The sequence below is a fragment of the Pseudomonas sp. IT-P294 genome (assembly GCF_949767865.1).
Lineage (GTDB): Bacteria > Pseudomonadota > Gammaproteobacteria > Pseudomonadales > Pseudomonadaceae > Aquipseudomonas.
Window position 1 is genome coordinate 45086 of record NZ_CATKQW010000001.1, and the last position, 26223, is coordinate 71308.

14 protein-coding genes are annotated in these 26223 nt (G+C 55.9%); 7 read left to right on the forward strand and 7 right to left on the reverse strand.

All coding sequences use genetic code 11. From position 1 onward, the window contains the following. Positions 1-39 precede the first annotated feature (39 nt). Together ACM6I0_RS00195 and ACM6I0_RS00200 are read left to right on the forward strand one after the other, a co-directional pair. Positions 40-423, forward strand: coding sequence for a tetratricopeptide repeat protein (locus ACM6I0_RS00195; RefSeq protein WP_414921218.1), 384 nt, complete (start codon positions 40-42; stop codon positions 421-423). Positions 424-660: 237 nt separating this feature from the next. Beyond that, the gene (locus ACM6I0_RS00200; protein ID WP_285429594.1) at positions 661-1020 is read left to right on the forward strand and encodes a PilZ domain-containing protein; all 360 of its coding nucleotides are present in this window, start codon (positions 661-663) and stop codon (positions 1018-1020) included. 154 nt (positions 1021-1174) lie between these two features. Here ACM6I0_RS00200 and ACM6I0_RS00205 read toward each other — a convergent pair whose 3' ends face one another. Beyond that, on the reverse strand, positions 1175-1477 hold the full coding sequence (locus ACM6I0_RS00205) for a DUF6124 family protein (RefSeq protein ID WP_414921219.1): 303 nt from the start codon (positions 1475-1477) through the stop codon (positions 1175-1177). A 24-nt stretch (positions 1478-1501) separates the two neighbouring features. Between ACM6I0_RS00205 and ACM6I0_RS00210 the strand changes: the two genes are divergently transcribed. The 4 genes from ACM6I0_RS00210 to ACM6I0_RS00225 all read left to right on the forward strand — a co-directional run bounded on the left by ACM6I0_RS00210 (position 1502) and on the right by ACM6I0_RS00225 (position 17812). Then, positions 1502-5449, forward strand: coding sequence for a hypothetical protein (locus ACM6I0_RS00210; RefSeq protein ID WP_414921220.1), 3948 nt, complete (start codon positions 1502-1504; stop codon positions 5447-5449). A 149-nt stretch (positions 5450-5598) separates the two neighbouring features. After that, positions 5599-10323: a Tc toxin subunit A gene (locus ACM6I0_RS00215; RefSeq protein WP_285429599.1), complete on the forward strand. Its 4725-nt coding sequence runs from the start codon at positions 5599-5601 to the stop codon at positions 10321-10323. A gap of 100 nt (positions 10324-10423) precedes the next feature. Continuing rightward, positions 10424-14590: a neuraminidase-like domain-containing protein gene (locus tag ACM6I0_RS00220; protein ID WP_285429601.1), complete on the forward strand. Its 4167-nt coding sequence runs from the start codon at positions 10424-10426 to the stop codon at positions 14588-14590. A 63-nt stretch (positions 14591-14653) separates the two neighbouring features. Continuing rightward, a complete protein-coding gene (locus ACM6I0_RS00225) occupies positions 14654-17812 on the forward strand; it encodes a hypothetical protein (protein ID WP_414921221.1) in 3159 nt (1052 codons plus the stop codon). On the opposite strand, the gene ACM6I0_RS00230 is transcribed toward ACM6I0_RS00225, so the two are convergent. From ACM6I0_RS00230 to ACM6I0_RS00255, 6 genes are read right to left on the reverse strand one after another with little or no spacing between them, the layout of a single operon-like run. Then, positions 17809-19140, reverse strand: coding sequence for a DUF58 domain-containing protein (locus tag ACM6I0_RS00230; RefSeq protein WP_414921222.1), 1332 nt, complete (start codon positions 19138-19140; stop codon positions 17809-17811). The genes ACM6I0_RS00225 and ACM6I0_RS00230 overlap by 4 nt on opposite strands. After that, entirely contained in the window at positions 19137-20138 is a 1002-nt protein-coding gene (locus tag ACM6I0_RS00235) for an AAA family ATPase (protein WP_414921223.1), read from the reverse strand. The genes ACM6I0_RS00230 and ACM6I0_RS00235 overlap by 4 nt, the downstream gene beginning before the upstream one ends. Next, positions 20135-21298, reverse strand: coding sequence for a DUF4350 domain-containing protein (locus ACM6I0_RS00240; protein ID WP_414921224.1), 1164 nt, complete (start codon positions 21296-21298; stop codon positions 20135-20137). Before ACM6I0_RS00240 ends, ACM6I0_RS00235 begins: the two co-directional genes overlap by 4 nt. After that, positions 21295-22839 (reverse strand): DUF4129 domain-containing protein, encoded by a 1545-nt coding sequence (locus ACM6I0_RS00245; RefSeq protein WP_414921225.1) that lies wholly within the window; start codon positions 22837-22839, stop codon positions 21295-21297. The genes ACM6I0_RS00240 and ACM6I0_RS00245 overlap by 4 nt, the downstream gene beginning before the upstream one ends. Continuing rightward, positions 22826-23803: a stage II sporulation protein M gene (locus tag ACM6I0_RS00250; protein ID WP_285429610.1), complete on the reverse strand. Its 978-nt coding sequence runs from the start codon at positions 23801-23803 to the stop codon at positions 22826-22828. The genes ACM6I0_RS00245 and ACM6I0_RS00250 overlap by 14 nt, the downstream gene beginning before the upstream one ends. Further along, positions 23800-24525 (reverse strand): RDD family protein, encoded by a 726-nt coding sequence (locus ACM6I0_RS00255; protein WP_285429611.1) that lies wholly within the window; start codon positions 24523-24525, stop codon positions 23800-23802. The genes ACM6I0_RS00250 and ACM6I0_RS00255 overlap by 4 nt, the downstream gene beginning before the upstream one ends. Before the next feature lie 183 nt (positions 24526-24708). On the opposite strand from ACM6I0_RS00255, the gene sbcB reads away from it, so the two are divergent. Next, positions 24709-26139 (forward strand): exodeoxyribonuclease I, encoded by a 1431-nt coding sequence (gene sbcB / locus ACM6I0_RS00260; RefSeq protein ID WP_414921226.1) that lies wholly within the window; start codon positions 24709-24711, stop codon positions 26137-26139. The last annotated feature ends 84 nt before the right edge of the window (positions 26140-26223 follow it).

The window sequence follows — 26223 nt, forward strand, 5'->3', positions numbered from 1 at the left end:
GCACCGGGTCGATACAGAGCTCAAGACAGGAGATTCCCCATGCGATTCGTGCCCATTGCCGCCCTTGCCCTCAGCGTTCTCAGTGTGACGGGGTGCGCCCGTTGGTCGATGAACCACCATTTGAATAACGCCTACAGCGCATACGATCGTGGCAATTGCGAGCAGGTCATGCTCGAGCTGTCGAAAGTCGAACGCTCCAGCCGTGCGCGGCCTTATGTGTGGCCGGAAGTGTCGATGATGCGCGGCCAGTGCCTGGAACGGCAGAAGCTGTTCATCGATGCGGCCCAAACGTATCAATTCATCATGGCGTCGTACCCGCAAAGCGAATACGCCTACCGCGCCCGTGCACGCCTTGAAACCTTGCAGAGCCTGGGTCATTACCCGATGCGCAGCGTGACGACCGTTCGACCGTCCCAGTTCTGATGACGCAGGTCATGCAAAGTCTGGCCTGCCGGCGTCGGTGAGCTATAGTCCAATGGATCGGTTTTAGAGCCTTGCCTCTAAACCGAGGTCACACCTGTGATCGGCAGGAGTAAGCGTCAGCGGCTCGATGGACTGACGCACCGGGATCGGGGAGAGCGTGCCAGGTTTTGAAAAAAACCGACCCGTTCCGAAGCATTAGTGCGGCCCTGCTTAAGGGCCTTGCTGGGCCAACTGCGCATGTTTACCGACCGCCGGATCGAGCGGCATCAACTGCCGTATTTTCTGAAAGTGTTTAACAGTGTCACCGACAAACCCATCGGTTTTCTGGGCAACGTGTCCGCAGACGGACTGATGCTTATCAGTCAGTTGCCGATGATGGTGGGCGCCGACTTTGACCTGCGATTAAAAATCCCCGCGAGCAACGGCTGCCAGCAGGTCATCGACCTGACGGCGTGTTGCCTGTGGTGCCATGAAGACGAAACGCCGCACCATTACGACGCCGGCTTCAGCCTGCAACGGGCACCGCTGGAGTATGAGCAGTTGATGCAGGCGTTGACGCAGTATTTCAGCTTTCAGTCGTTGCCGGCTTCGGCCTGAAGTCCTGTGGTGTCTTCACCATCGCCATCGCGGGCAAGCCTGCTCCCACAAGTATCGAGTTGAAACGCAGATTTTGTGTTCACCGAATAACCCTGTGGGAGCGAGCTTGCTCGCGATGGCGTCAGTGCAAACAGCAAAAAATAGTGGGTAAAGACTAAATCGTTCTTATCGCCTGCTCGTTATCCAGCGACCGCTCCACCCGCATCAACCCCAACTCACTCATCCGATAAATCGCCATCGCCAGATGCCGCTGCTTGTCGTCCAGGCTTTCCGCCAGATCGAGCGGCGGAATGCTGACTGTCGAAAAGGTTTCGTAGATCTCGACAGTCAATGCTTCGGGGTTGGCATCGGGGATAACGGCAAGAGACCCCGGATGCCGCTCGTCGGAACTGTCAGATTTTACAGGTAGGCAATGTTCCGGTTCGCGACGTAGAAAGGAAGCCTTGGAATATTTCAACAGTCTGGGCAGAGGAGCGGAATGATGTCAGACGAAAAGGATCTATCTGTTGATTCATTGATTGGTAATGATGAAGAACCGCTTCAATCCGATGCCGTTAGAGAACTTTATGATGAGGATGGAAAACTATATTTGGATGTGGATAAGTTGCAGGTTGAGCGTGATCATTATACTGAAGATAGTGCAACGATTTCTCGTATTGAGTTTAATGTTCCGCACAGTAAAGGTTCGCATCAAGTCTGGATTAAGTATGTGCATTCTTCTGGAACCTGGGATGTGGTTAGAGGAGCTTGGTATAAAGGTGTGGAATGGAATATACTTGATGTTCCAGGTCTTCCGGAGGGGCCAGGTTACTATTGGACGCAGTGGCATTACGAAGGCAATCCGTCAAAAATAGGATACAAACATATCAATGTAAAAAGTCGGCCTGTCATGGATGGAGGTGATGAGCAATTAGTTGTTGATTCAATCACAGGCTTTGCTGGAGGTGGTCAGGTAACGGTTGTGCGGTCACGTTTTGGCACAGTAATGAGTGAATCAAAAGCATCCAGTGGAGATTTTTATTGGTCGCTGAAGTTGTTAGAGAGTGTAGCTTGGGGGAAGCATGAAATTGTTATCGAACAACTGGTCGGTTATTCGCCACCTGTTTACTCCGCCAATATAAAAACAATACACCTCCTCAAAGCGCCTGCTATTGATTCGCCGGGTTCAGGAGCTGTAATAGCACTTGGACGTCCGGTCCTGTTGAAAGGAAAGGGCGCACCGAATGAAGTCATTGACATTATGAATGGTGAAGGCACTGTCTCTCACGCGGTGACTACCGTTTTAAATGATAAAAGTTATGAGGTGGCCTTTAATCAGGCGAACTATCCCGGTGGCGGTTCGGTCGTGATAAGGGCTAGGCATCGCAGGATAGGAGACTTGGCATGGACGACGCCCCGGACTGTATATTTGCTTGCACAACCGAATATTACCGGGCCTGAAGAATACTCAGTTCAAAACACAAAATTTACGTTGACTGGGAGCTACGGTAATGTGGGCTCCAAGCTTAAAATATTGTTAGATCCGACCGACGTTGAAGTTGGAAAGATTGAATCCTTGACGAGTAATACATGGAGCTGTGAGGTGACGGTGCCTGTGGGCTCCGATCGGCAGCTCGTTGCTGTTCAGGAACGATCCGGGACGCAATCGGTGCGCAGGATTCCTCGCAAGTTCAAAATTCGACCTGCTCAGGTATCGGATATTTCAGCGGTGGTGACGTCTCCCTTTGTCGTCTTCAAGGGCGGCGGATATACAGGGTCCAAGGTTAAGGCCAGGATACCTGGTTTGGATCCCCAGCCATCCCACGTCGATGTGTCGGCGAGCGCCTGGCAGACACAGGCCATTAAAATGGTGCCGAGTGCTTCTCAACAGACTTGTTATTTCCTCCAGTCCTTTGATGGGGTTGACTCTGTGGAGGTCTCTCATTCCGTTAGGGTACCCACGCCGGTTCCGAAGGGTACACAAATCACCTTGTCTGGCGATGTTCCAACGCTCAGGGGCAATGCACATTACTGGTCTACCCATTACACGGCTATCGAGGTCAATCTCAATGGCCTGTGGGACTATATAACGGTGGAGTCTACTGGCGTGTGGAGTGCTACCGGAAAACAAGCACTTCCCCCGGGTAGCTACACACCGCAGGTTCGCCTAGGCGTCAATAATCAATGGTCCGATTATGACGTGCTCGCACCTCTTGTCATCAGGCCGAAAGAGCCGCACGACATCCTGGTTACCCCTAACGGCCTTTCCCCAACTATCACGGGGAAATGCTGGCCTCTGGCAAAGCTTTCTTTGAAGTACAGCGACGAAGACATAAACCATCCCATAGATGGCAATTCGAGCGGTACATGGACAACTCGCCGTCCAAAACTGTTCACTCCCGGCAATCACACCTTCACTATTACTCAAACCTTTGGCGGACAAACTTCGCCAATCGCGGGCCCGACGTCGTTCAATATCGCTACTCCTACACCTGCTATCAAATCCCCTTCGTCAGGTGAGGAGGTTAGCTTGAGGCCGACCATAGTCGTTTCCAATGCCTACATCGACTCTGTCATCAAAGTCTACGACGCCCGGGTGGCCAACAAGGTGTTGGGCCAGCACACGGTGACCCAAGCGGGTGACTGTTCAATCACCTTGACGGACGAGTTCGTCAGTGAAGATGAACAGATCATCAAGGTCGATCAGGACTACAAAGGCCAGAAGTCTGCATCCAGTGCGGAGGTGAGCTACCAGGTGAGGCTGCCAAAACCTTTGATTAAAGTGCCGCAAGCGACGAAGTCAATCGAGCGATTCGCTGATTATTCCGGTATTGGTTGGCCCAATTCGAAGGTTTTCTTGACCCGAGTGGGCTTCCCCGACTGGGTCAGACAGGTCGATGTCGATGTGCTGGGCGAATGGAAATTGAGAGTACAGGTGGATGAGGTTGGTCCTCAAATTTTGGCGATTAACCAGCACTACGGAACTTTCACGCGCGCGGGCGATGACCAAGCATTCAGCGTGATTCCGAACACTCCTGTTTTCGAGACGCCGACAGAGAATGAGCGCCTTACATCGCAGCGGACGTTTTCGGGGTTCGGGTATCCGGGCGATACCGTCTCCGTCGTTAGACATCGCTACCCAACCCACATCTATGGCACCGTTAAGGTGTCGGAAAAAGGTACCTGGTCCATTCGCTCGCAATACAATATTCCCATTGGACATGACCTTTGGGTGACCCTCAAGCAGGAGCGGGATGGATACCTCTCAGGCTGGACCCCGCCGCGTATTGTCCATTTGCCAAGTCCAGAGTCGTGGATCTACGAACCCGCGCCAGGTGACTGGGTGGGTATCTACCCATGGGTCTGCGGTCGGGATAAACCTGGGGCGCAGATCACGGTGGCCTCTGTGTTCGACTCTCAAGAGGTACTGGCGCCGATCACGACCGCCGATGAGTATGGCCGTTGGCGTGTACAGCTCGATAAGCCACTGCCCATCGGGCCTAATTGGGTACAGGTACGGGCCAGTCGGCCGCAACCGGATGGTCAAGAGAATGTGGTTTCCGATTGGGTGCATAGCGGGCGGTTCATTGTCGAACAAATGGGGACCGAATTTGCGCCCCCCACGGTGAAGTTACCACCGCGCAGGGGCGAAGTGGGATTAAGACCTGTGCTGAAAGGGTCGGGGCTGTCAGGCGCGAAAATACAAATCATCGTTGCCAGCGTTATCCGAGCCGAAGCCTGGGTTGACCGCAAAGGTTGCTGGACGGCTCGTTTCAAGGATGAGGTTCCAGTCGTGGACGGTCTGACGTCTTATTCCATACGTCAGTCGAGAGACGGAGTGTGGTCTCGCCAGTTGGCGCCCGAGCGCTCGTTCAAGGTGACTCAAGTCCCGGACGGTTTCCAGGCTCCTGAAATTGACGGGCCTGAGCCAGGTGATGTTGTTGACTCGCGATTCTGGCTGCACGGAAGTGCCATTCCCGGGGCACAGGTCGATGTGTGCCAGGACCTTGACGTGTATGCCACCATCGAGGCTGATGCTGAGGGTCAATGGCAAGTTTGTATTAATAGGGTATTGGCTGCAGGGGACTTTACGTTCACCGCCAGACAAACACTCGATGGCAAAGAATCGCAATCGACATCGGCCATTACCGTCAACGTAAATGAACTTCTGCCTCGGCCCGTGCTTAACCCTTCCGAGGGAACATCGGTCACTCCTGTGACGAAGATATCCGGCCGCGGTTATCCGGGCGCTACGGTTACATTGCTTCGGTCCGGTTCCCCCTATATCTCCTGGGGGGCTGGTGAAGTCGACGGCTTCGGATATTGGGAAATATTGACGAAGCCCTTGCCGTTAGGGACATTCAAAATGACCGGTAAACAAACCCTCAGCGACAAACCGCAGAGTGCCTGGATGTTGGAGCGTATCTATTACGTTTCAAACGCTGGCTAGCGTCTGATATTTCCGATGAGCGGACGCATCTACTGTCATTTATGACAGTAGAGGTTTGTCGGTAGATGCCGCTCAATATGACTTAGTGGTTTACGGATTATCCCCCCGCATCGGATATGTCGCAGCGGGCCTTTCACGGAGTGTCACCGATGACCGACGCACCCCCGCGCCCTACATTGCAACTGGTCGACCATTTGTTCTCGCAAAAACGTAAAGCCAAACTGGGAAAATTGCAGGAATTTGTCAGCCAGGGCGGAAACGTTTTCGATCTGATGGCATACAGTCCCGCCGGATTGTGCGTTGAGTTCGACCTCACGACGATCGAGGCCAGCCAGTTGCTTGAGCTCAGCTACAGCCTTGGTTTGAAACTGGCTCGTGAATACCGCGAACATCAGCTAACCCGTAGCACCGCACCTGTAGTGGATACCCGTACTGGCTTGCGGGCGATGGTCGACAGCGCAAGGTTCGACAAGTTGTTCGAGGTGGACACGGCCAAAAATACACCAGCCAATGACATTGGTTCCACGGGTTCACCTGTGGCGTATTTGATGTGGATTATTTCTGCGGCGCTAGAACTTGAGGACGCAAGCAAAAGCGACAAAAAGATCACACTGTTCAGACGCCGTCCCGACTTGCTTCAATTGTTGATCGATGAAGCTTCCGTCAATCGTGTAGTCCCGATGCTTACGGTTGTTAATGAGGTGTTGCAATTCCATCTGGAAGCGAACAAGCAGCCTAATGATGATGTTGATACGTTGCTGCGCTCCACACGTTACCCCAATACGCTGCCCTACGACCGTGCCTTTCGCAGCATTGAATATGCAGTCACATCCAGAGAACCGAAGCTGTCACTGGGCGCGATCGTTCAAGCGCTGGACCTGGGCTTTCCTTATTTCATACAACGATCTGCCCGAGGCCCAAACTCGGACATCGCACTGCGCCTGGCCTCGCGCCTGGCACCAATGCAGCAGGAGATGTTGATCGAGCCGGCGTACCCCTTGAGCCCCCGTCAGCAATCGCAGTCCCAGCCCTGGGTCAATCCGCGCTCACGCCAGGTGGTATCGCCGGCGGAACTGACCCCCCAGGCTTTTTATCGGGCTAACTTCAATTGCGATAGCTACGAAGATCTTTTGCCGCTCAAGTCGTTTCTGCAAAAAACTCAACTCAAGCGCGAGGGGGCTGAGCGACTGTTTTCTATTGGGGCCTTTGTTCCGGCGTTGTCAGCCAACGCACCCGCCGAGCGTAAGGGACTCGATCCGAATCTGCCGATATCTGAGACAAACCCAGCACAGCCCACTGGGCCCCAGGACTTCGGTTCGGTATTTATCAACGGGGGTAAAGCACCTTCCATCGGCCTGCTACGGGAGACGGAATCGGATCAATCAATGCAGTTTGTACTGACCAACCTGGGCAAGGATAACCAAGATCGTTTTGACCGTATAAACCGCATGGTTCGCCTTAATCAATGGCTCGGTCTCAAGGCTCATGAAACCGATCAACTGGTCTGCAATGCCATCAGTGCCGAGGTTCGTAAGCGCGAGCAGGGTGCGCTCAAAATGTCCGCAAACACTATGCGCGCATTAGGTTTGTTTCGAAGAATGCATGCCGATTACGGATGCAACGCTGAAGATTTTGCATGTTTTCTCAATCGTATTTCGGCCTTTGAGTATGGTGAGGTGTTGTCCCATTTTGACCGAGTCTTCAACGCAGGATCCCTGTTCGCAACACCGCTGCAAGTAGACAACGTCGAGTTTTCGGTATTTCCGGTCAACGAGGAAGACCAGCGGACGGCAGATCATATTTGCGCGGCGCTGGGCATTGACTTCGACACCTACATCTACTTGGCCGCATTGATAGCGGCGTCGCATGGCCCGGTCGCTGAAAGACCGAACCTGATACTGAATCGCAGTCTTTCGGTTTTTTCCAGTTTTTATCGATTGGTTCGCCTTCCCAGGTTGCTGGGCATCAGCCCGCTGGAAGGGATCGCACTAATCAGCGTACTTGATTTGAAGAGCGATGGCTGGCTGACGCAATTGGCGGGACCGACACATATTGCCATGTACAAATCCGGCGACCAGATTGATGTGCTGAACGTCATTCAAGCCGTTGTTTCGATAGTGGAGTGGTGTCGACGTAATGATCTTTCGCCCAAATGGCTCACACAGCACGTCAGCACGCTGGTGGTTCCGGTGGTGGCAGGGGATCCTGAGCTTGAGCTGCTGTCGCAGTTGAGGGTGCAACTGCTGCCGGTTCGCATGACCGAGGTAATGCTGGTGGATGCCAGTGTGCCGCCTGACCCTTCCGGGGTTGGATGGATGAAGCAACTGGAAACGGTAGTGGATTCCGAGGGTCTGATCATCGGTATCAGTGATCGATCCGATGCCGACTATATGGCGTGGGTCCGCAATGAAGTCATGGTTATCGTCGATGCCATGAAGTTTCCCAAGCCGGATCAACCCTGGATTGTCGAAGCGATTTTGACTGTGGTGTTGCGCTCTCGGGCCCTGCAGCGTGCGTTGGTACAGGAAAGTTTTGCCGTGTTTTTGCAGTTGCCTTCTGATCTGGCGCTGCCGGTGATTGTATGGTCGGGCGGCTACGTCTATCAATTGCTGAGCCAGGCGCTCAAAGCCATTGCCAAGCCGCCGGCATTGACGAGCTGGCCGAAGGAAGTGCTGCGCGAAGACCCTCCGGAAAAAGACTCCGAACAGCGCGAGTTTTTGCGATTGCTCGTGGAATTGCAGCGACGTAGCGAAGTAGCGCGGGAACTCAAACTCAGTTCGGCGATGCTCATCTCTTATCTGGAAAACTCGAGCTGGTTTGGTATCGAGGACATGAGTGAGTTGTCACTGACCACCGTGTTTTATCTGACGTTGTATGGTCGTGCGGTCAAGCTCGCCAAACAACCTGCCCAGAAGCTCCTGGATTACCTGAGCCAAGTGAATCAGGAACTGGGTGAAATTTCCGAGGATGAAGAAGCCTTGGTACGTGATGCCGCAGCCGCTCTGCTGGCAGGTTTTTTTGGCTGCGGGATCAAGGAAGTCCTGGTTTGCGCCATTCACGCCAATCCGATTGGTGAAGCCGATACTCGAGCACCACTGCCGCTGATCCGCAATCTCAAACAATTGGCGCTGTTGCTGCGCATGCTGGAAACGCGTGACCAGACGGGCCTGGATTTCGATGCCCTGTTGATGCTGGGCAAGTTGACCCCCACGGACAGTGATGCAACCTACCGAGCTGCCGCACAACGCGCCCTGGAAAGCCTGTCCGAAAACTTGATTGAAGGCGCAAGCGAGGAGACGGGTGAGTTTGGGCAAAGTCTCGACGTCGTTTGCGAGGTGGACCGCAGAAAATTGGTGGCCAACATGCCGAATGAAATCGCCACGTTCACCCTGACCCTGCGCGATTACACCGGCAAGGTGTTGAAGTATGTGCAGGTGAAATGGTCTCACACTGGTGAAGGTGTACTCATGGATCAGCTGACCCGCACTGACCACCAAGGCAAAACCACAGCCCGGCTGATGGCAGGCGGCAAGATGGGTGTTGCTCATGTGACGTACCGCCTGTCATTGCGAGAGGAAATCGCTGCAGCTTCGGTGTTGATTGATTGTGACGATAAGCTGAAACCAATTAACGCCAGCATGAGCGTTGAACCCCAGCGAAATCTACTGGCAGGGGAAAAAGAGTTCGCCACCGTTAAAGTCCGGTTCGTCGATGACCATGACAACGTAGCCCGGGGGAAACAGATCAACTGGTCCACTGATTTGGGCACTATCAGACCAGATGAAACGTTCACAGATAACCAGGGCTATTCTGTCGTTCGCCTCTACAGTGAACTTGAGGGGGATGCAATCGTCAGTGCCCGGTACGTCGAGGGCGGGCAGGGAGTGGAGTTCGAACCAATCCGCTTTGTCGAGGAGCCGCAGATCAAGGCTCTGGTCGCCACAACGCCGGCGGTTGTCGGTCAGGTGTTGACGGTAATGTGTGAAGTTTTCGGGTTGAATAACAAGCCGTTACCTGGACACGAGGTAAGGTGGTCGACTTCGTACGTAGGAATGCTGCATAAGTCTTTTACTGATGATGACGGCAAGGCTTATTGGGATATTCCCGACTTGACTGAGGGGCTGTTGCATGTCACTGCCGCTGTCGGTTCTGCCGGGCAGGATCAAACCCTGGATCTCTGGGTGGCTGAGCAAGTATTGATCGGGAGGGTTTCCGAAGAATGGCTAGTGCCAGTCGCCGATTCCATGGTGCCGAGCGAGATCTGGATCGAACTACATGGCCATTCTGATCTCTCCCGGCCTATTGCTCTATACCCCGTGGCCTGGACTTTAGAACGGCTTTCACCCGCTAATCCGGTCTTTAACACGTCGATCACAATCCCGACCAATGAGTCCGGGCGATCCACCTTCATGTTCATGCCTGGGGCTGTTGGTGATTACAAACTCAAGGCGCAGGTTCAAGGAATAGATGCCCCTCAAGAGTTTTCGATTGAGGTATTACCGGTGTTTGAGTGGAAGGTAGACCTGATTCGAAATCCTGGCGCCGATGAAGTCACGATTCCAGTGGTACCTGGCTCAGGTGATCTAGAGTTGTCCGCTGGCGTTAAGTACAAACTCAATATTTTGCCCCGCAGTCAGCCACTGGTGGGGAGCGAAGCCATCCTTGGATGGACGCAGGCTGAAGGCAGTAGTGCCGCAACAGTCGGGCTTGCATTTACACCCAGGTTGGCAATCCCCACTGCTTTTCTAGAAGAAGGCACTCCATTGTCATGGGACATTGACTGCAATGCCCGCAATGATCGGACGTTCGGTCTGGTGCTCTCCTGTCCTTTCGTAAACAGGCCATTGGTCTTGAAGGGCAAAGTACGAAAATAACCTGCTCATCAGCCACGTATCCATGACATCGGAAACGCGATTGCGGGCACCCCCGTGCCGGGCAATGGCGCTCGCCCCAAATCAGGACAGGAGTTGAACCATGGCAACGCTTTTTGTCAGCACGCTGGAAGAAGAACGAGCCCTCGCCCAGGCAGCCCTGGCGTGCAATTCGCAGCTGATCAAGTATCCCGACGGTATAGAGCCTCAGTCGTTCGAGGACTTGCAAGAGTACTTGAACATTGATCCGCAGAGTTCTGCCGACGTTCATACCTCAAAAGTTGCGCAAGCGATTGCCAGTGTCCAGCAGTACATCAATCGTATTTACAACGGTATGGAGCCTGGTTATGACACGGGATCTTTTGACCCGCAGAATGAGCAGTTCTGGCAGAACATTGGCGGAAGTTTGAGTTGGTGGCGTGCCAATGTGATGATCAAAGATTACCCGGAGAACTTCACTGAGCCAACGCTTCGGATAAAGCGCACGCGTTTGTTCAGAACGCTTGAAGACAACCTGAACCAGACACACCTGAACGAAGATTCTGTGCACCTCTGTATCAAAGAGTATTTGCGCAGTTTTCAGGAAATCAGCGATCTGTATGTAATCAGTGGTTACGTTGACAGTGACCAGTTCAAAAAAGCCACCTATTACTTTATCAGCAGGGAGAGGGTCGAACCCTTCCGTCATTTCTGGCGCAAGGCCGACATCGATCTTTCGCAGCCCCAGAGTTTTGTGAACCCAACGGCCTGGAGTGAGTGGGAGTTGATCAAGATTCCATCGACCGACCGAATGCTCGATATCCGGCCGGTATTCTGGGGGGGGCGGCTATTTGTTGTCTGGGCAGACTGGCGTAAACCTCTGGTGGATCAGGACGGCAAGGTCTTTAGCGATGGCGTTCTGAAAATTCAGGCGTCATACCTGACCCTGAACGGAGAATGGTCCGTACCCTTTGTACTCAACGAGCTGCCTCGTGCCGAACCTTTCGATGAGAAGGGCGGTCGGTTGGTGGCCGTGGTGTTTGGTGAGTTGAATGCCAAGGAAGACAAGTTGGCGGTCTACTTTACCAATCGCAACTCTGCAACGCTGGGGGCTGAACCTGCGCTACTGGATATATACGACACTCGCGACACACTGATGCGCAAACGACCGGTTGAAGATAAAGCGCTTCTGGAGATGGCGACAGGGCGGTTCAAAGATGCTTCGACCTTGCAGTATAGAGTCATGCCAGCGAATCGATTCACGCTCACGGTTGACCGAATAGACGGCGATAAAGATGAAGTCGTGGGTGATTTCAACAATACGCTGGGTCTGGAGGCCGTCCTTACCCGGGAAATGGTTGGCGGTGTTAGCAAGGAAGTATTACGGGTAAGGGGGACATGCAGTTATAAAGCGGAGTCAACGCTCAATGCGAGCTTCACGCTGACGTTTGGTGCCAAGGCACCGGATGATCCGGATCCACAAGTAACCGCCATGGCGCTGGACGGTAATGGGCGCACGGAATGGATGGTCGTCCGCCGCGATCAGTTTCCCATCGATGCGAATATTCCCTTCAGTTTCGCCATTGCAGATTTCAAAGACGCGACTACAAAACCACCCATAGACCTAAGAAAAAGCACTAATGTTTACGCCGTCAAAAAACTTGTGAGCACAGCTAGCTATATTCTCCCCAAGCTGCACAGCAGCGCAGACAACGCCGCGCAATTTCTGGATTTCAACAATTCTGTTGCTGGGCAAAGTTTTCAGTACACGCGGCTGAATACCGTGATTGGCCCGCAGCTATTGGCGCGAGCTGATATTTCGGTGGCCAGCGTCCTGAGCTGGCCGACCCAGCACCTCACGGAACCGGGCTGGCCGGGCACAAAACCCGAGGGGCATGGGCCGTTTGAAGGCAGCAACGGCTTGTACATGTGGGAACTGTTCTTTCACGTCGTTCACCTGGTGGTGTACCGCCTGCGAAACGAAGGCCGATTCCTGGAGGCCCAACGCTGGAATCACTACATTTTCGATCCCAAACTCAATGAGCAAACGTTTGAAGAAACGGATCCAGGTGTCCCCGCTGCACCCAAGTACTGGCGCTGTCGTCCCCTGATTGACAAAGGCGATATCGCCCATGAGTTGGCCGAGCCCAATGATCCGGATGCAATTGCCTATGGCACGCCAAAGCACTACCGAATCGCTATGTTCATGGAGTATGTGCGCACCTTAATCGAGTGGGGCGACTGGCTGTATCGGCAATTAAACCGTGATGACCTTGCAGCTGCGCAATTACATTACTTGCGCGCAGAGGCGCTGATGGGCGAGGAACCTGAGTTCGGTACAGCCAGCGACTGGACTCCCCAAACGATCCAGGAACTGCAGAACAGGATGAAAGACCGCGAATCGCTGCGCCAGTTTGAAAGGCAGTTTGTACTGAAGCCTGATGACTGGCCGCGAGGTTCGACATCCCGGCCCTGTCTGGCAGTGCTTGGTGTAAAGGGATTTCGCACGCCCATCAACCAGACCTTGCTGGACACTTATGCCCGTATCCGTGAGCGCCTGTTTAATCTGCGACATAACCTGACTATCGATGGCAGACCGATCAATCTGCCGCTTTACAGGGCAGCGGCCGATCCCAAGCAACTATTGTTGGCTCAGGCGGCGGGGACTGCCGGGCTGGTGCGACGCGTGGGAAGTGAACTAGTGGTTCCTCCGTATCGCTTCAACGTCATGCTCGACCTGGCCTTGAGTGCACTGGAAACTCACTCCCGTTTTAGTGAAATGCTGCGTCAGCATCTGGATCAACGCGATAGTGGGCGGCAGCAAGAGTTGCAGCATCTGCAAATAAACGAATTAGGCACCTTTGCCATAACGATGCAGAAGGAAACCATCAGCCAGTTGCGCGAGGCCAAGGCTGCCTTGGTGAAAAGCAAGGAAATGGCGCAGGCGCGGGCCGAACATTTCGAGCAGTTGTCCAAAGAGTATGTCTCGCCTGGCGAGTATCGGGTGTTGGATCAGATCCAGCTGGCAAAGACTGTGTCTGCCGGATCGAGTGGGCTAATGGCTGTCGCTGCGGCAATAAGGCTTATTCCCACCATTGGTGGTGCGGCATTCGGGGGGGCAGACCCCAGCGCAATCCCGCAATCATTAGGGATGGCGGTCCAGATCATGGCCGACGGAATGTTGTCGGATGCTGAGCGCCAGTCAAAATCCGAAGATTTCCGTCGTCGCGCGCAGGACTGGAACCTCAGCAGCAAACAGGGCCGCCTGGAAGTGGATGCCTATGACCAACAACTGATAGCCCAGGATCATGCTATCAACGCAGCAGAGGCGAGCTTGCGACACACTGAAACCGCCAACGCCCACACGCTAGCGATGTATACGTTCTTGAAGCAGGAGCGTGACATCACTGTGGACTTCAGTAGCTGGATCGTCGGTCAAATGAAGAACATGTATTTCCGGGCCCACGATGCTGTGGTCTCACTCTGTCAGACAGCTGAAACCTGCATGCGCTTCCAGACCGGCGACTACGAAAGTGAGCCGTTCATTCGCCCCAACATCTGGCAAGAGAAATACCATGGATTTACGGCTTGCGAATCCTTGAAGCTGGATCTGCTGCTCATGTTGACCGAGTACCATAAACGCCATGAGCGCCGGCTGGAACTGGTCAAAACGATCTCCCTTAAGAACCTGTTCGACAACCAGCACCTGTACGGCATGCAGAGTCATGCCAATTGGGACACGGCATTGTCGGCTCTACGTGATGACACCAACGGAGGGACTCTGACGTTCGAGTTCACGCAAAGGCTGTTTGATGACGACTACCCAGGGCACTTTTGCCGACAGATCATTGCCGTCAACGTAACGATACCCGCGGTAGTCGGTCCTTTTCAGAATGTACAGGCAATCCTGTTGCAGACCGGCAGCCATACGCTGACCCAATCAAGCGAAGCATCATTGAGATCCATGTATGGCGAGGGCGCCGCCGGTCCGGACATCAAGGTCAATGTGCGCCCCAGTCAGCAGATTGGTGTATCCACCGCTCTTAATGACACAGGCATGGTCGACATATCGTTCAACTCCGATCGCTACTTTCCGTTTGAAGGGACAGGGGGGGTATCGACATGGCAAATGCATTTTCCTCGACATACAAAGCCGTCGCAGAAGGCGCTGCTGGCCTGCATGACCGACGTCATTGTAACGCTCAGCTACATGGCCAAGGACGGCGGGAGTAGTTATACCGCCTTGGCAAAGCAGCTGGTCGAGAAACCTGTCATTGCTGATCAACCTTAAGCGCTCCAGGACAACCTTGTGAGGGCAATGTGGCGCTCTTCCAGTGAACATAAGGATCAAATCATGCGTGAGCAAGATGAAAGAAAGGGTGCCGACCTGATCAAAGCTGGGTCATTCGATGAATCACTTGGCATTTCCTGGAAAAAAGGGGCGCCGCCTCATGAAAAAGCGGCGATTGGAAGACCTTCATATAACGGGAGGGAAATCAGAACCGGGAGAATGCAGAACGATGCATGGCTTGAGCAGTTTTTTGTACTGCCGGCGCCCCGAGGCGCGGAGGCCAAGTATCTGCTGACATTCGACTACCAGACCACAAAACGGAACAGCTGGTATCAGATAGCGCGCGATGGTATCTGGGGAGATGAAAAGGAACTGATGTGGGATGGCAGCCTTGAGGAACCGAACCCCTTGGACTTCGTACCCACTCCGGGGAATCAGCAACTCAAGCCAGAAGAAGCTGATGTGCAATTGGGCATACGTTTCGGTTACCCGCCTACCACAGACACTGATGCAGGTTCGCTGGATGTCACGAATGTCAGCGTGCGGCTTTATCTGGAGGAGTTGGTGCTTCGTGGCCTCCAGATCGATCAACAGGAGTTTTCTGGCACTTCTTTGTACCTGTGCAAAGGTGCCGTAGGGGATGAGGCTCATCGATTGAAGCTGTTGGTTGCCGAGGGGAATGTGTGGACTGGAACCGAAGTCTCCCTACAGAAAGAAGTGACCGCCCCACCGCCGCAGGATTTGAGAGTCACCCCCGGGTTGGGTGAGCTGCAGATGATTGAGAAAGAGTGGTTGCTGAACGTTTCTGAATATCTGCCAAACGACGACTTCAAGTTGCTGATTGAAAGCAAATGGGATGCAGAACCCCATGAGGTATTTTTTTCAATCGGTGATCACCGGGTCAAGATTGTCGACGTATTTGCTCCTGCGTTCGACCCGGTCGTGAATGAGCAAACCGTTGAGATTGGAGTCAAGGTCGCCTCTTACTACACCGATAAATTTCTTGATGAACGTGAAGTCACGTTCGATGGCAAGCAAACCCGCTCAGATGTCGAGGGTGAGGCTTTCCATCAATACTCACCGATAACCGCCGGCTCTCATCAGATCGAAGTGCTGATCGACAGCCCCTACTTTGAAGAGGGCGAGTATCGTCATTTAATTGATGTCAAAGTACTGAGCAGCAATCCCTGGAGTGACGCGAAAATTTCTCTTGGAGGGAATGGTGAGTTTCCCTTGGGCGAGAAAAAAGGCTATCCGCATCGTGGAGAGCATGAATACAAAATTCGGGTAACGGCACCCGAGAACAGCGAGTTGCTCGATTATCCGGTGAGGCTGCTATGGGAGGGAATGTCCGCCGAGGACCTCAAGGTCATCGTAGACCCACCGCTGACAGACTATGTGCCTTGGGTTGACGGCAAAGTGGAGTGGACCGTCAACTGCGTAGACGCGCAGGAAGGAGAGTGTCGGATCGGGCTGCAAGCGGAGCGTCTTCGGGATCCCTCTGAGCAAAATATGCTGTCGTTGGGCTTCAACAAGTTTGAAGTGGGCGATCGTCGGGAGGCAAACAGGTCACCGGTGTTTGATGAGAGGGAAAGTGTGCGTGTAATGCTGCAGATATTGGCAGCTGGTTCAACTGACGGTGCGAGGGGAGTCGAGGTTGTCTGGGAGACCCCGTCAGGCGATGTGATCACCTCTACGGGCAAGGACGGCTGGGCCGAATTGACATATAAACCCGAAAAGGATGGTGCCGGAGAACTGGTAGCGCGGGTCAAGAATCGGGATGATAACGACGAGGCGCGGATCGAAGAGTCGTTCAACTTCACAGCGATCGCGAGTAATTTCTGGAAACAGCATGTCGAGTTAGTGCTGGGCCCGGATAACCGGCTATCCCCTGAAGGGCCTCTGGATTTTTACTGTCTGCGTGGGAACACTTTGACGCTGCAGCTTAAGCCAATACCGGGAAGTCAAATGCTGGGCAAATCGGTGGGGTTGCGTTGGCGTGGGGAAGATCCTGGGTTAGGGATGTCGTTTTCTCCTCCGCTTGGTCAGACTTTTGAATGGACCGACGAAGGATTGGTATGGACTCTGATCGCAGGTCGTGACGGCAGTGGTTGGCTGGAACTGGATTTCTTCACCGATTTCCAGCCCTTATCGCAGGCATGGGAGCTTTCTGGTCGATTGATCTCTGATTCCATTCTGGATGAGGGCATTGTTGAATTCGACTCAAGCGTATTGTCGCCCGACATGTCCTATCCGAGCATTGGTGCGGTACACGCGTTTCGGTTCATGCCTAATCCAATGTCAGCATTGTCCGGCTTGCACCTACAAATGCTCCACCCCTCCCAATCGGAAGATCCTCGCAGACTCGGCATTGAGTTTCAGCCAGATTTGTACAAAGACGTCTTAATCGAATTGCAGGGTATTGAATGGTCAATAGATTGCATCGAGTGTGAACTGGCAGCCGGATTTGAATTGGGTCTGAGCATTAGAGCGGGAAATGAGCGTCTGCGCATCGTCGGTTTATCCATGTCACTAGGGCACAACCGCCTTGAGTTCAGCGAAACCCGTGAACCCACGATTCACCCTGTCATTGAGGAGCAGGAGGCCGCTTATGTTTCGTACCGTGTGTGCTCGTTCTACACCAAGGAGCCCGTTGAAGATGTTTTGGTAACCTTTCAATACCAAGGGAGCGAGGTCGTAGTGTCCAGTGGAGCAGACGGTTGGGCAACCTATGCGTGTCAACCGAAAACCCTCGAAGACAATGTGGTCACAGCCCGCGTGTTCAATCTATATGACGGCGAACCCGTGATCGCCGAAAAAACCTTGACTCTTTTGCTATCTGCGCCTTGGAAGGATGTGGTCATCAAGTCGATGGATGATTTTTACCAGTGGCGACTTGGGGAGGTATCCCTTTTCCCTCGTCGTGATTCGCACATCGAGTATCTGATAGCGCCGGCGACCATAATGCATCCGATAATTGAACAAAGTGTTCGGTTAGGGTGGACAGGAACACCTGCACTGGAGCTGGAGTCGACCCCTGAAGGCCCATTGGGCGCCCCTAGGATAATGCAGCGAGGGGGACTGCAATATGCCTTTTCGTTCGGTAATAAAAAGGATGGGAGCTTTGGTTTTATTGTCTCGGCCAAAAATTTGCTCAAATTGTCACCGGTGAACTCGATGTCATTGGGCGATTACGTCAATGAAGAGGTGGGCGAGCGCTAAAGTACTCCCGCCTTCTTCCACCCCAAATACCGCGTCACCAACTCGGCCCCCAACTCCTGGGGCCGAGCATCCACCACCAGCACTCCATGAGCCTTCAACCGCTCATGGAGCTGCGCCCGGTCATTCAAATAATCCACCGTCCCGCAATAGGTTAGCGCCTCCGGCAAAGTCTGCACTGGCGCGTGCCGTAGATTGTCGAGCAGGTCTTCACGCAGGCTCGCCACCAACACCCGATGCAGTTTGCTCAGGCGTTTGACGGCGGTCAGCAGTTCTTCGTCGTCTTCATCCCGCAGGTTGGTGACCAGTACCACCAGCGCCCGGCGTTTTTGTCGGGCCAGTAGCTGTGTGGCGGCAGCCTGATAGTCGGCGGGGCGTTGTGTGCTGTCTAGATCGTAGACGGTGTTGAGCAACACGTTGAGCTGGCCCGTGCCCTTGACCGGGGCGAGGTAGTGCGGTCGGTCGCTGGCGAAGGTGCTCAGGCCGACTGCATCGCCCTGGCGCAGGGCGATGTAGCTGAGTAACAGGCAGGCGTTGAGTGCGTGATCGAAATGCGCGAGTTCGCCATCCTGGCTGCGCATGCGCCGGCCGCAATCGAGCATGAAGATGATTTGCTGGTCGCGCTCGTCCTGGTACTCGCGGGCGATTGGGGTGCGTTGGCGGGCGGTGGCTTTCCAGTCGATCTGGCGCAGGCTGTCGCCTTCGCGGAATTCGCGCAGTTGATGGAATTCCAGACCGAGGCCGCGACGTTGTCGTTGGCGCACGCCGAGTTGGCTGAGCCAGTTGTCCACCGCCAGCAGTTCGCCGCCGTAGAGGCGGGCGAAGTCGGGGTAGACGCGGGTGTGGTCGAGCAGGTTCAGCAGGCGTTTGTCGGACCATAGGCCCATGGGGCTCGGCAGGTTGATTTCGCAGTGTTCGAAGCTGAAGTGGCCGCGCTTGAGCGGACGCAGGCGATAGCCGATCTGGCTCTGTTGACCGGGTTGCAATTCAGCCGACAGGGGAAGGTGTTCGAAGCTCAGGCCGTCAGGGACGTGGTCGAAAATCTGAATGTTCAGTGAGTAAGCAAAGTCATGCTCGACTTCCAGGCGCACTTCGCTCCATCGACCCAGTGCGAGGCTGCCGGGCATTTGTCGCTGGATGCGCGGTGACGGCAGGCGCTTGAGGCGAACGGCGTCGAGAACGGCCAGTGCCAGCAACGCCAGGAGCAGTCCCCAGTTGATCGACAGCAGGGTGGAGGGCACGTCGAATTCCAGCGCCCGCAAGGTGCCAAGCACGATGCCGATGCCCAGCAGGATCGCGAGCCAGATCAACAGCAGGCGTGACGGTTTCACAAACGCGGCGCCGACACTTGGTCGAGCAGTTGCTTGAGCACCTGATCGACGTCCAGCCCTTCGATGTCCAGCTCAGGGGCAATCCGCACCCGGTGGCGCAGCACCGCGAGGGCGCAGCCTTTGATGTCATCGGGAATCACGAAATCGCCACCGCGCAGCAGCGCACGGGCGCGAGCGCAACGCACCAGGGCGATGGATGCTCGTGGCCCGGCGCCGAGGATCAAGCCCGGCCAGGTTCGGGTGGTGCGCGCCAGGCGCACGGCGTAATCGAGCACCTGATCGTCCAGCGGCAGATCGCTGGCGATGCGCTGCAAGGCCAGCACGTCCTTGGCTTGCAATACGGTGCGCAACGGTTGCACGTCGAGCATGTCGGCGCGGGTCGAGCGGCTGACCTGGCGAACCATGTCCAGCTCTTGCTCGGTGTCGGGGTAATCCATGCGGACCTTGAGCATGAAGCGGTCGAGCTCGGCTTCCGGTAACGGGTAAGTGCCTTCCTGCTCGATGGGGTTCTGCGTGGCCAGGACCATGAACGGTTGCGCGATCGGCAGGGCGCGGCCTTCGAGGGTGACTTGGCGTTCCTGCATGGCTTCGAGCAGCGCGGCCTGGGTTTTCGCCGGGGCGCGGTTGATTTCGTCGGCCAGCAGCAGGTTGGTGAACAGCGGGCCTTTGCGCAGCTTGAACTGCTCGGTGTTCAGGTCGTAGACCGCATGCCCGGTGACGTCGCTGGGCATCAGGTCCGGGGTGAACTGGATGCGCGCAAACTCGCCACCGAAGCAACGGGCCAGCGCCCGCACCAACAATGTCTTGCCCAGCCCCGGCACGCCTTCGAGCAGCACATGGCCGCCGGCGATCAGTGCGGTGAGGACGTCATCGATCACGGTATTCTGGCCAATCACCGCTTTGCGCAATTCAGTTCTGACCGCCTGGGCCAACTGACTGGCGCGCTGGCGTTGCTGGGCGGCGTGGGTCTCGCTGCCAGGCTCGATCTGTTGACTCATAGCGTGTTCCTCAAGGTTTGCAGGTGGGCGACCTGACGGCTGAACTCAGCGCTGGACAGCCGCTGCTTCGGTCGCGGGCTCATGGCCTGGCTGATGGCGCGTGTGGGTTGGCCGGTCAGGCGCGCGAGCACCAGCCATTGTTCGGTGACGCCGAGTTGTTCATAACCGGGGTGACGGTGACGGACCCGGCGCAGGATGTCTTGTTGCAAGGCTTGCAACAGGGTGTGCTGACCGCTGCGGCGCAGGATGAAATCGGCGCTGGCGCGAAGGTGCTCCTGAAGCTGTCGGCGGGCTTTGGGCGCCGGTTCCAGCAGCGGGCCATGACGGACCCCGACGCGCCAGATCCCAAGACCGATCAGGGCAATGAGCGCCACCAGCGCCTGGGGGAAGTTGCGCAACAGCAAGGTCGGCAAGCTGTCGTGATCGGTATTGAACAGCAATGTCACGCTCGTGTCGGCGGTCAGGTACCAGAGCAGCCAGGCGTTGTCGTACTGTCCGATGGCCGGGTTTTTCCACAGTTCGGCGTCGGTCACCACGGTGATCGAGCCGAGGCCGTGGTTCAGCTGCATCATGTGCGTGGCCTTGGCACTGTTGGCCCAGGCTTGCGCGAGGTTTTTCGGGTCTTCGAGATGGAACGCGGTGTCGAAGCTGGCGTAGGCCGGTGCTGTTTCATCTTCCAGATACAGCTTGGTCAGTTTCGGGTAGGTGTCGTCGAGGATGTCCGGCGGCGGCGCCTTGAGGTCTTTACTCAGCAACTGGTGCAACTGCACGCGATCAAGCAGCAGGTCGTTGCTCTGGCCAGTCTTTTCATCCCACACGGATTGGGCCACAAACAAAAGACGTCCGCCGGCCCGGGTCCAGTTCAACACCTGATCGATCTGGCGCGGTGACATGTTCGCGCGATCACCGAGCAACAACAGGCTGTGTTGACGTGGATCGAGGATCGGCAAGATGTCGAGGCTATTGGCGTGGCTGACGCTCAAGCCCTGTTTGCGCAGGAAATACTCGGCAGCCAGATACGGATTTGCCTGGGCTTCGGGGGATGGACCGTGATCGATTTCTACCTGATAGGGCGTTGCCTTGAAATACAGATAGAGGCTGAGCGCGCCAAGCAGCAGGACGATGAGCGCGCCGCCACCGAACCACAAACGCCGGTTCACCGGGCGGCTCCCGGGCCGAACAATGCGCGCCAGCCATCACACAGTTCCTGCTGCAAATGCGCGGGTGGCAGTCGATGCCCATAGGCCATGTTTTGCCAGTGCAAGGTCAGGGTTTTGCTGAAAGCGAGCAAGGCCGGTTGATGCAGTTGCGCGACACGCTGCAGCACTTCGCCTTCGGTGTCGGCCGCTTTTAGCGCCATGTTGTGCTCATGCAACAGGTGGCTGAGCAGGGCGCGATACAGCAACCCGAGGGCGGCGCGCGGGTTGTCTGGCCACAGACTTTCGGCGCTGGCTGCAATGTCGGCGGGCAAGGTTTCGCGATTCAACTCCAGGCCGAAAGCGCGTTGCGGCACGGCACGCGCAACCCGGCGGTTTATCCGTGGTCGACGGCTGACGAACGCCTGCAACCAGTCGCGGTAACGCCAGATCAGCAAGCCGATGGCCCCGATCACGGCGCCCCACAACAGCACTTCGATCAAGTTGGCGAGGAAACCGAAACGCTGGCTGTCGAACAGGCTGACCAGCGCTTTCAGCCAGTCAGGTGTCTTGCCGTCGTTCTGGTTTTGGCGGGCAGGTTCGTCTTCGCCAAATCGATAGCGGGTGACCGTTTCCTTATTCTTGAAGGGGGGCTGGGCGAGGAGGGTTTTGATGCTGTCTTTGGAGGCCTGGCTGGTCAGCGGTTGATCCAGCAGACGCGGGCTGTCCGGTGTAATGGCCGGCTCGTCGGCCCAGACATTCTGTGCCGTCGGCACCAGCAGCATGGCGGCCAGCAGCAATGTGACCGCCGTACTCATGAGGCGTTGGCGCAGTCGGCGGAACACCAGTTCGATGTCCCAGGCTTCCAGCACCGTGCGTCGATTCAGGTAAAGGCTGAAACCGCAGGCCACATAGATCGGCTCCCAGACAATCAGCACCAGCACGTAAAAGGCATTGGTCAGGTGCTCCAGCCATCGCCATTCCTGCACAGCGGCGGTAATCAGGGTTTGCCATCCCCAGTCCAGTTCGACCTGTTGCGGCAGGAACATGTAGAACAGCACCAGCAAACCAATCCACAGCGCACTTTCCAGATGCACGCCGATAATCGTCAACCATTGCGCGGCGCCAGCGTTGCGCTGCAGCAGCACGGTTAATCGTTGTTGGCGTGCTTCGCCCCCAAGGCCTTCAAGTTGTACCACCGGCATCAGGAAACTGCGGCTCAGGCTCAGCCGTCGCCAGGTCAGGCTTGCAAGCAATTGTGGCTTGAGCAGGCGCGGCCACTGGCGCAGCGCCTGTTTCAAGGTCGGCGTTTCACCAAACATGGCGCTCGACAGAATGTACAGCGGCAGCCGTTCGAAGGCCGGTTTAAGCCACCAGAAGATAAACAGCGCGAGTGACGGTGAATCCCACAGAAACAAGGTGAGCAGGGCGAAGACCGGCAAGGTGACGATGGCCCAGCTGGTCATCAGCAAGCGTCGATGGCGCTGGCTCAGCAGGACGCCCAGGTCCATGGCTTCCCATGTCGAGCGGGGGCGGATCACGACCGTGGCGTCACTCAGGCGCATGGCGAGTCCGTCCGGCAAACAGCAGATAAGTCGCCATCAACACCCATAGCGCCGCGCCGACCAGGTATTTGGTCATGGGGGCCGGCGCGGTCATTGATGACCAGTACGCTTCGATAAACGCGGCAATCAGTAGAAACAACATGACGCCACAGATCAGCAACACGCTTTTGCGCGCCGCCAGTCGCAATGCTTCGGCGCGGGGCAGGCGTCCCGGTGCGATCAAGGCCCAGCCCAGTTGCAGGCCGGCGGCACCGGCCAGGGCAATGGCGCTCAGTTCGAAGGCACCGTGCCCGATGACAAAGGACCAGAAGGTTTGCCCGTAGCCGATGTGCGTCAAGTGCCCGGCCACGGCCCCGATCATCAGCCCATTGAAGAACAGGAAAAACACGCTGCCCAGGCCAAAGAGTATTCCGCTGGCGAAGGTCTGAAAGGCGATGCCGATGTTGTGCATGATGTAGTAACCGAACATCACCCAGTCTTCACTGGCCGCACGCTGCGCCGAACGGCCCAGATGGCCGGCGACGGGGTCGTACATGCTTTGCATCTCACTGATCTGCTCGGCCGGGATCAGGTTGTAGACGAGGTCCGGGAACAGATACACCAGCAGCGCAAAGCCGATCAGGCTGCCGAAAAACATCAGGCCGGCGGCGAGTACAAAGCGCCATTGCTCGCGTACCAGTCGCGGAAAATCGGCCAGGATGAAGCCCAGGACGTTGGCGCCCAGCCGGCTGCGATGCCGATACAGTTGCTGATGCCCACGCAGCGCCTGTTGCTGCAACGAGTCGATCAGGAAACTGCTGTAGCCGCGTTCCTGAGCCAGCGCCAACTGGTGACAAAGGCGTCGATAGTCCTTGGGGAAACTGGCGATTCGGGTGGATTCCTTGTCCCGCTCCAATTGCTCGAGCATCAGCGAAAACTGCGCCCATTCGGCCTTGTGACGATTTTCGAAAAGACTTTGCTTCATGCCGGACCCAACAAACCACGTGCAATGCCATTGAGTTCGGCCACTGCCCGTGGCTCGGGCACCTGCAACGGCTGGGCGAGGATGGACGCCAGTTCATTGACCCGCGCCCCCGAGAGTTCGCCCTGGCGTTCGGCGAAGCCGAGGATGGCGCGCTGTTCGGTCAGTGCCAGAGCAAAAGCCGGGCGCTGGGGAGGCGCATCGGGCAGGTGCGGACGGGCAAGCGGTTGCTCGCGATAAATCACCAGCGTGCCGGCGGCCAGGTCTCCGAGTCGTTTGAAGGTGGGGTGTTGCAGGCAGCAGATGGCACCGAGGAAATATCCGAAGGGCAACAGGTCGACGAATCGCAACAGGTTGCGCAGCAGCGAAGCGGACCAGCCGACCGGCGTGCCGTCGTCGTGCACCACGCGCAATCCCATCCATTGTTTGCCCGGTGAGCGTCCCTGGTTGAGCACCTCGAACAGCACCATGTACCACCAGCTCACCGCGAACAACAGAATCGAGCCAAGCCCTGCGCCGAGTTTTCCCAGAAACGCCAATACGACAAACAGGACGCCGAGGATCAGTCCGCGCAGCCCCAGGTCGATGGCGAAGGCCAGCGCACGGACCATCAACCCGGCCGGGCGCAGTGGCAAATCGATGCCTTCGGGCGTCTCGATTTGATACCGCGTGTCCAGTGGCGGGGACAGCGTCGCTTTCCTTGGCAGTGCTGTGGTCTCGAGCATGGGCAACCTTGATGTGGCCTGTTCGGGATTCGATGTTCGTCCGATGCTAGCAGCCTCTCGGGGGGAAACGACATAACTATGTATTGCACGGTGAGTAGGCCGAGGTGATTGAATGACAAGATTACTGGCCGGGGCGGGATGTGAACGCCTAGACTTTGCCGATCTTCAGTTCAGGAACAGCCCGTGACCTCGATCTTCTGGTACGACTACGAAACCACTGGCATCAATCCGCGATGCGACCGCCCGCTGCAGGTGGCGGGGATTCGCACCGACTTCGATCTCAATGAAATAGACGAACCGGTCAACCTCTTTTGCCAGCCCAGTGAAGACATCCTGCCGCATCCTGCCGCCTGCGCGATCACCGGCATTACCCCAGGCCAGTTGGCCGAACAGGGTTTGCGCGAAGCCGACTTCATGACCCGGGTGCACGCCCAGCTCGCTGCGCCGGGGACGTGCGGGGCGGGGTACAACACGCTGCGCTTCGACGACGAGATGACACGTTACAGCCTGTATCGTAATTTTTTCGACCCGTATGCCCGTGAGTGGCAGGGCGGTAACAGTCGCTGGGACCTGATCGACGTGGTGCGGGCGGCGTATGCCCTGCGCCCCGACGGCATCGTCTGGCCAACCGATGAGGAAGGGCGGGTCACGCTCAAGCTCGAACGGCTGACCGCCGCCAATGGCATTGACCACGGCAGTGCCCACGAGGCGTTATCGGACGTTCGCGCCACCATCGCGCTGGCGCGCCTGATTCGTGAAAAGCAGCCGAAGTTGTATGACTGGCTGTTTCAGCTGCGCGGCAAACAAAAGGTCATGGACCAGATTCGCCTGTTGCAGCCGATGGTGCATATCTCCGGGCGTTTCTCGGCCGCACGAAGTTACGTCGGTGTGGTGCTGCCGCTGGCTTGGCATCCGCGCAACAAAAACGCTTTGATTGTCTGTGACCTGCACCTCGATCCCCAGGGGTTGCTCGATCTGGATGCCGACGCCTTGCGCCAGCGGCTGTATACCCGTCGCGATGACTTGGCGGAAGGTGAACTGCCGGTGCCGCTCAAGCTCATCCATATCAACAAGTGCCCGGTGGTGGCGCCGTTGTCGGTGCTGCGTCCAGACGATCAACAGCGTCTGGGGCTGGACATGGCGCTTTATCAGGAGCGCGTGCTGCGGCTAAGTGACGCACAACAGGTTTGGCGGGATAAGGTACTGGCGATTTATGCCGGTGAAGACTTCACTCAGAGCCAGGACCCCGAACAACAGTTATACGATGGTTTTATCGGTGATCGGGATCGACGGCTATGCGAGCAAGTCCGAGCGGCCGACCCTGTCCAATTATCACAAGAACAATGGCCTTTCGATGACGAACGTTTGCCTGAATTGTTGTTTCGTTATCGCGCACGTAACTTCCCTGATACGTTGAGTTTCGAGGAGCAAGAGCGCTGGCGAATATTCTGTCAGCAACGTTTGTCAGATCCTGAGTGGGGGGCGCCAAATACGCTGCAAACTTTCATGGAGGCTGCTGCCCAACTGGCAATTACCGCTACATCGTTTCAGCGGGAGGTGCTCAATGAATGGCAGAATTATGTCCAGGAATTACGCAAACGTTTAAATCTTTGAAAACGAAAATACCGCAGCCTGAATTGCAGACATAAAAAAACGCCAGCATCTGCTGGCGTTATTTTTTGTCGCGGATAAGTCTTT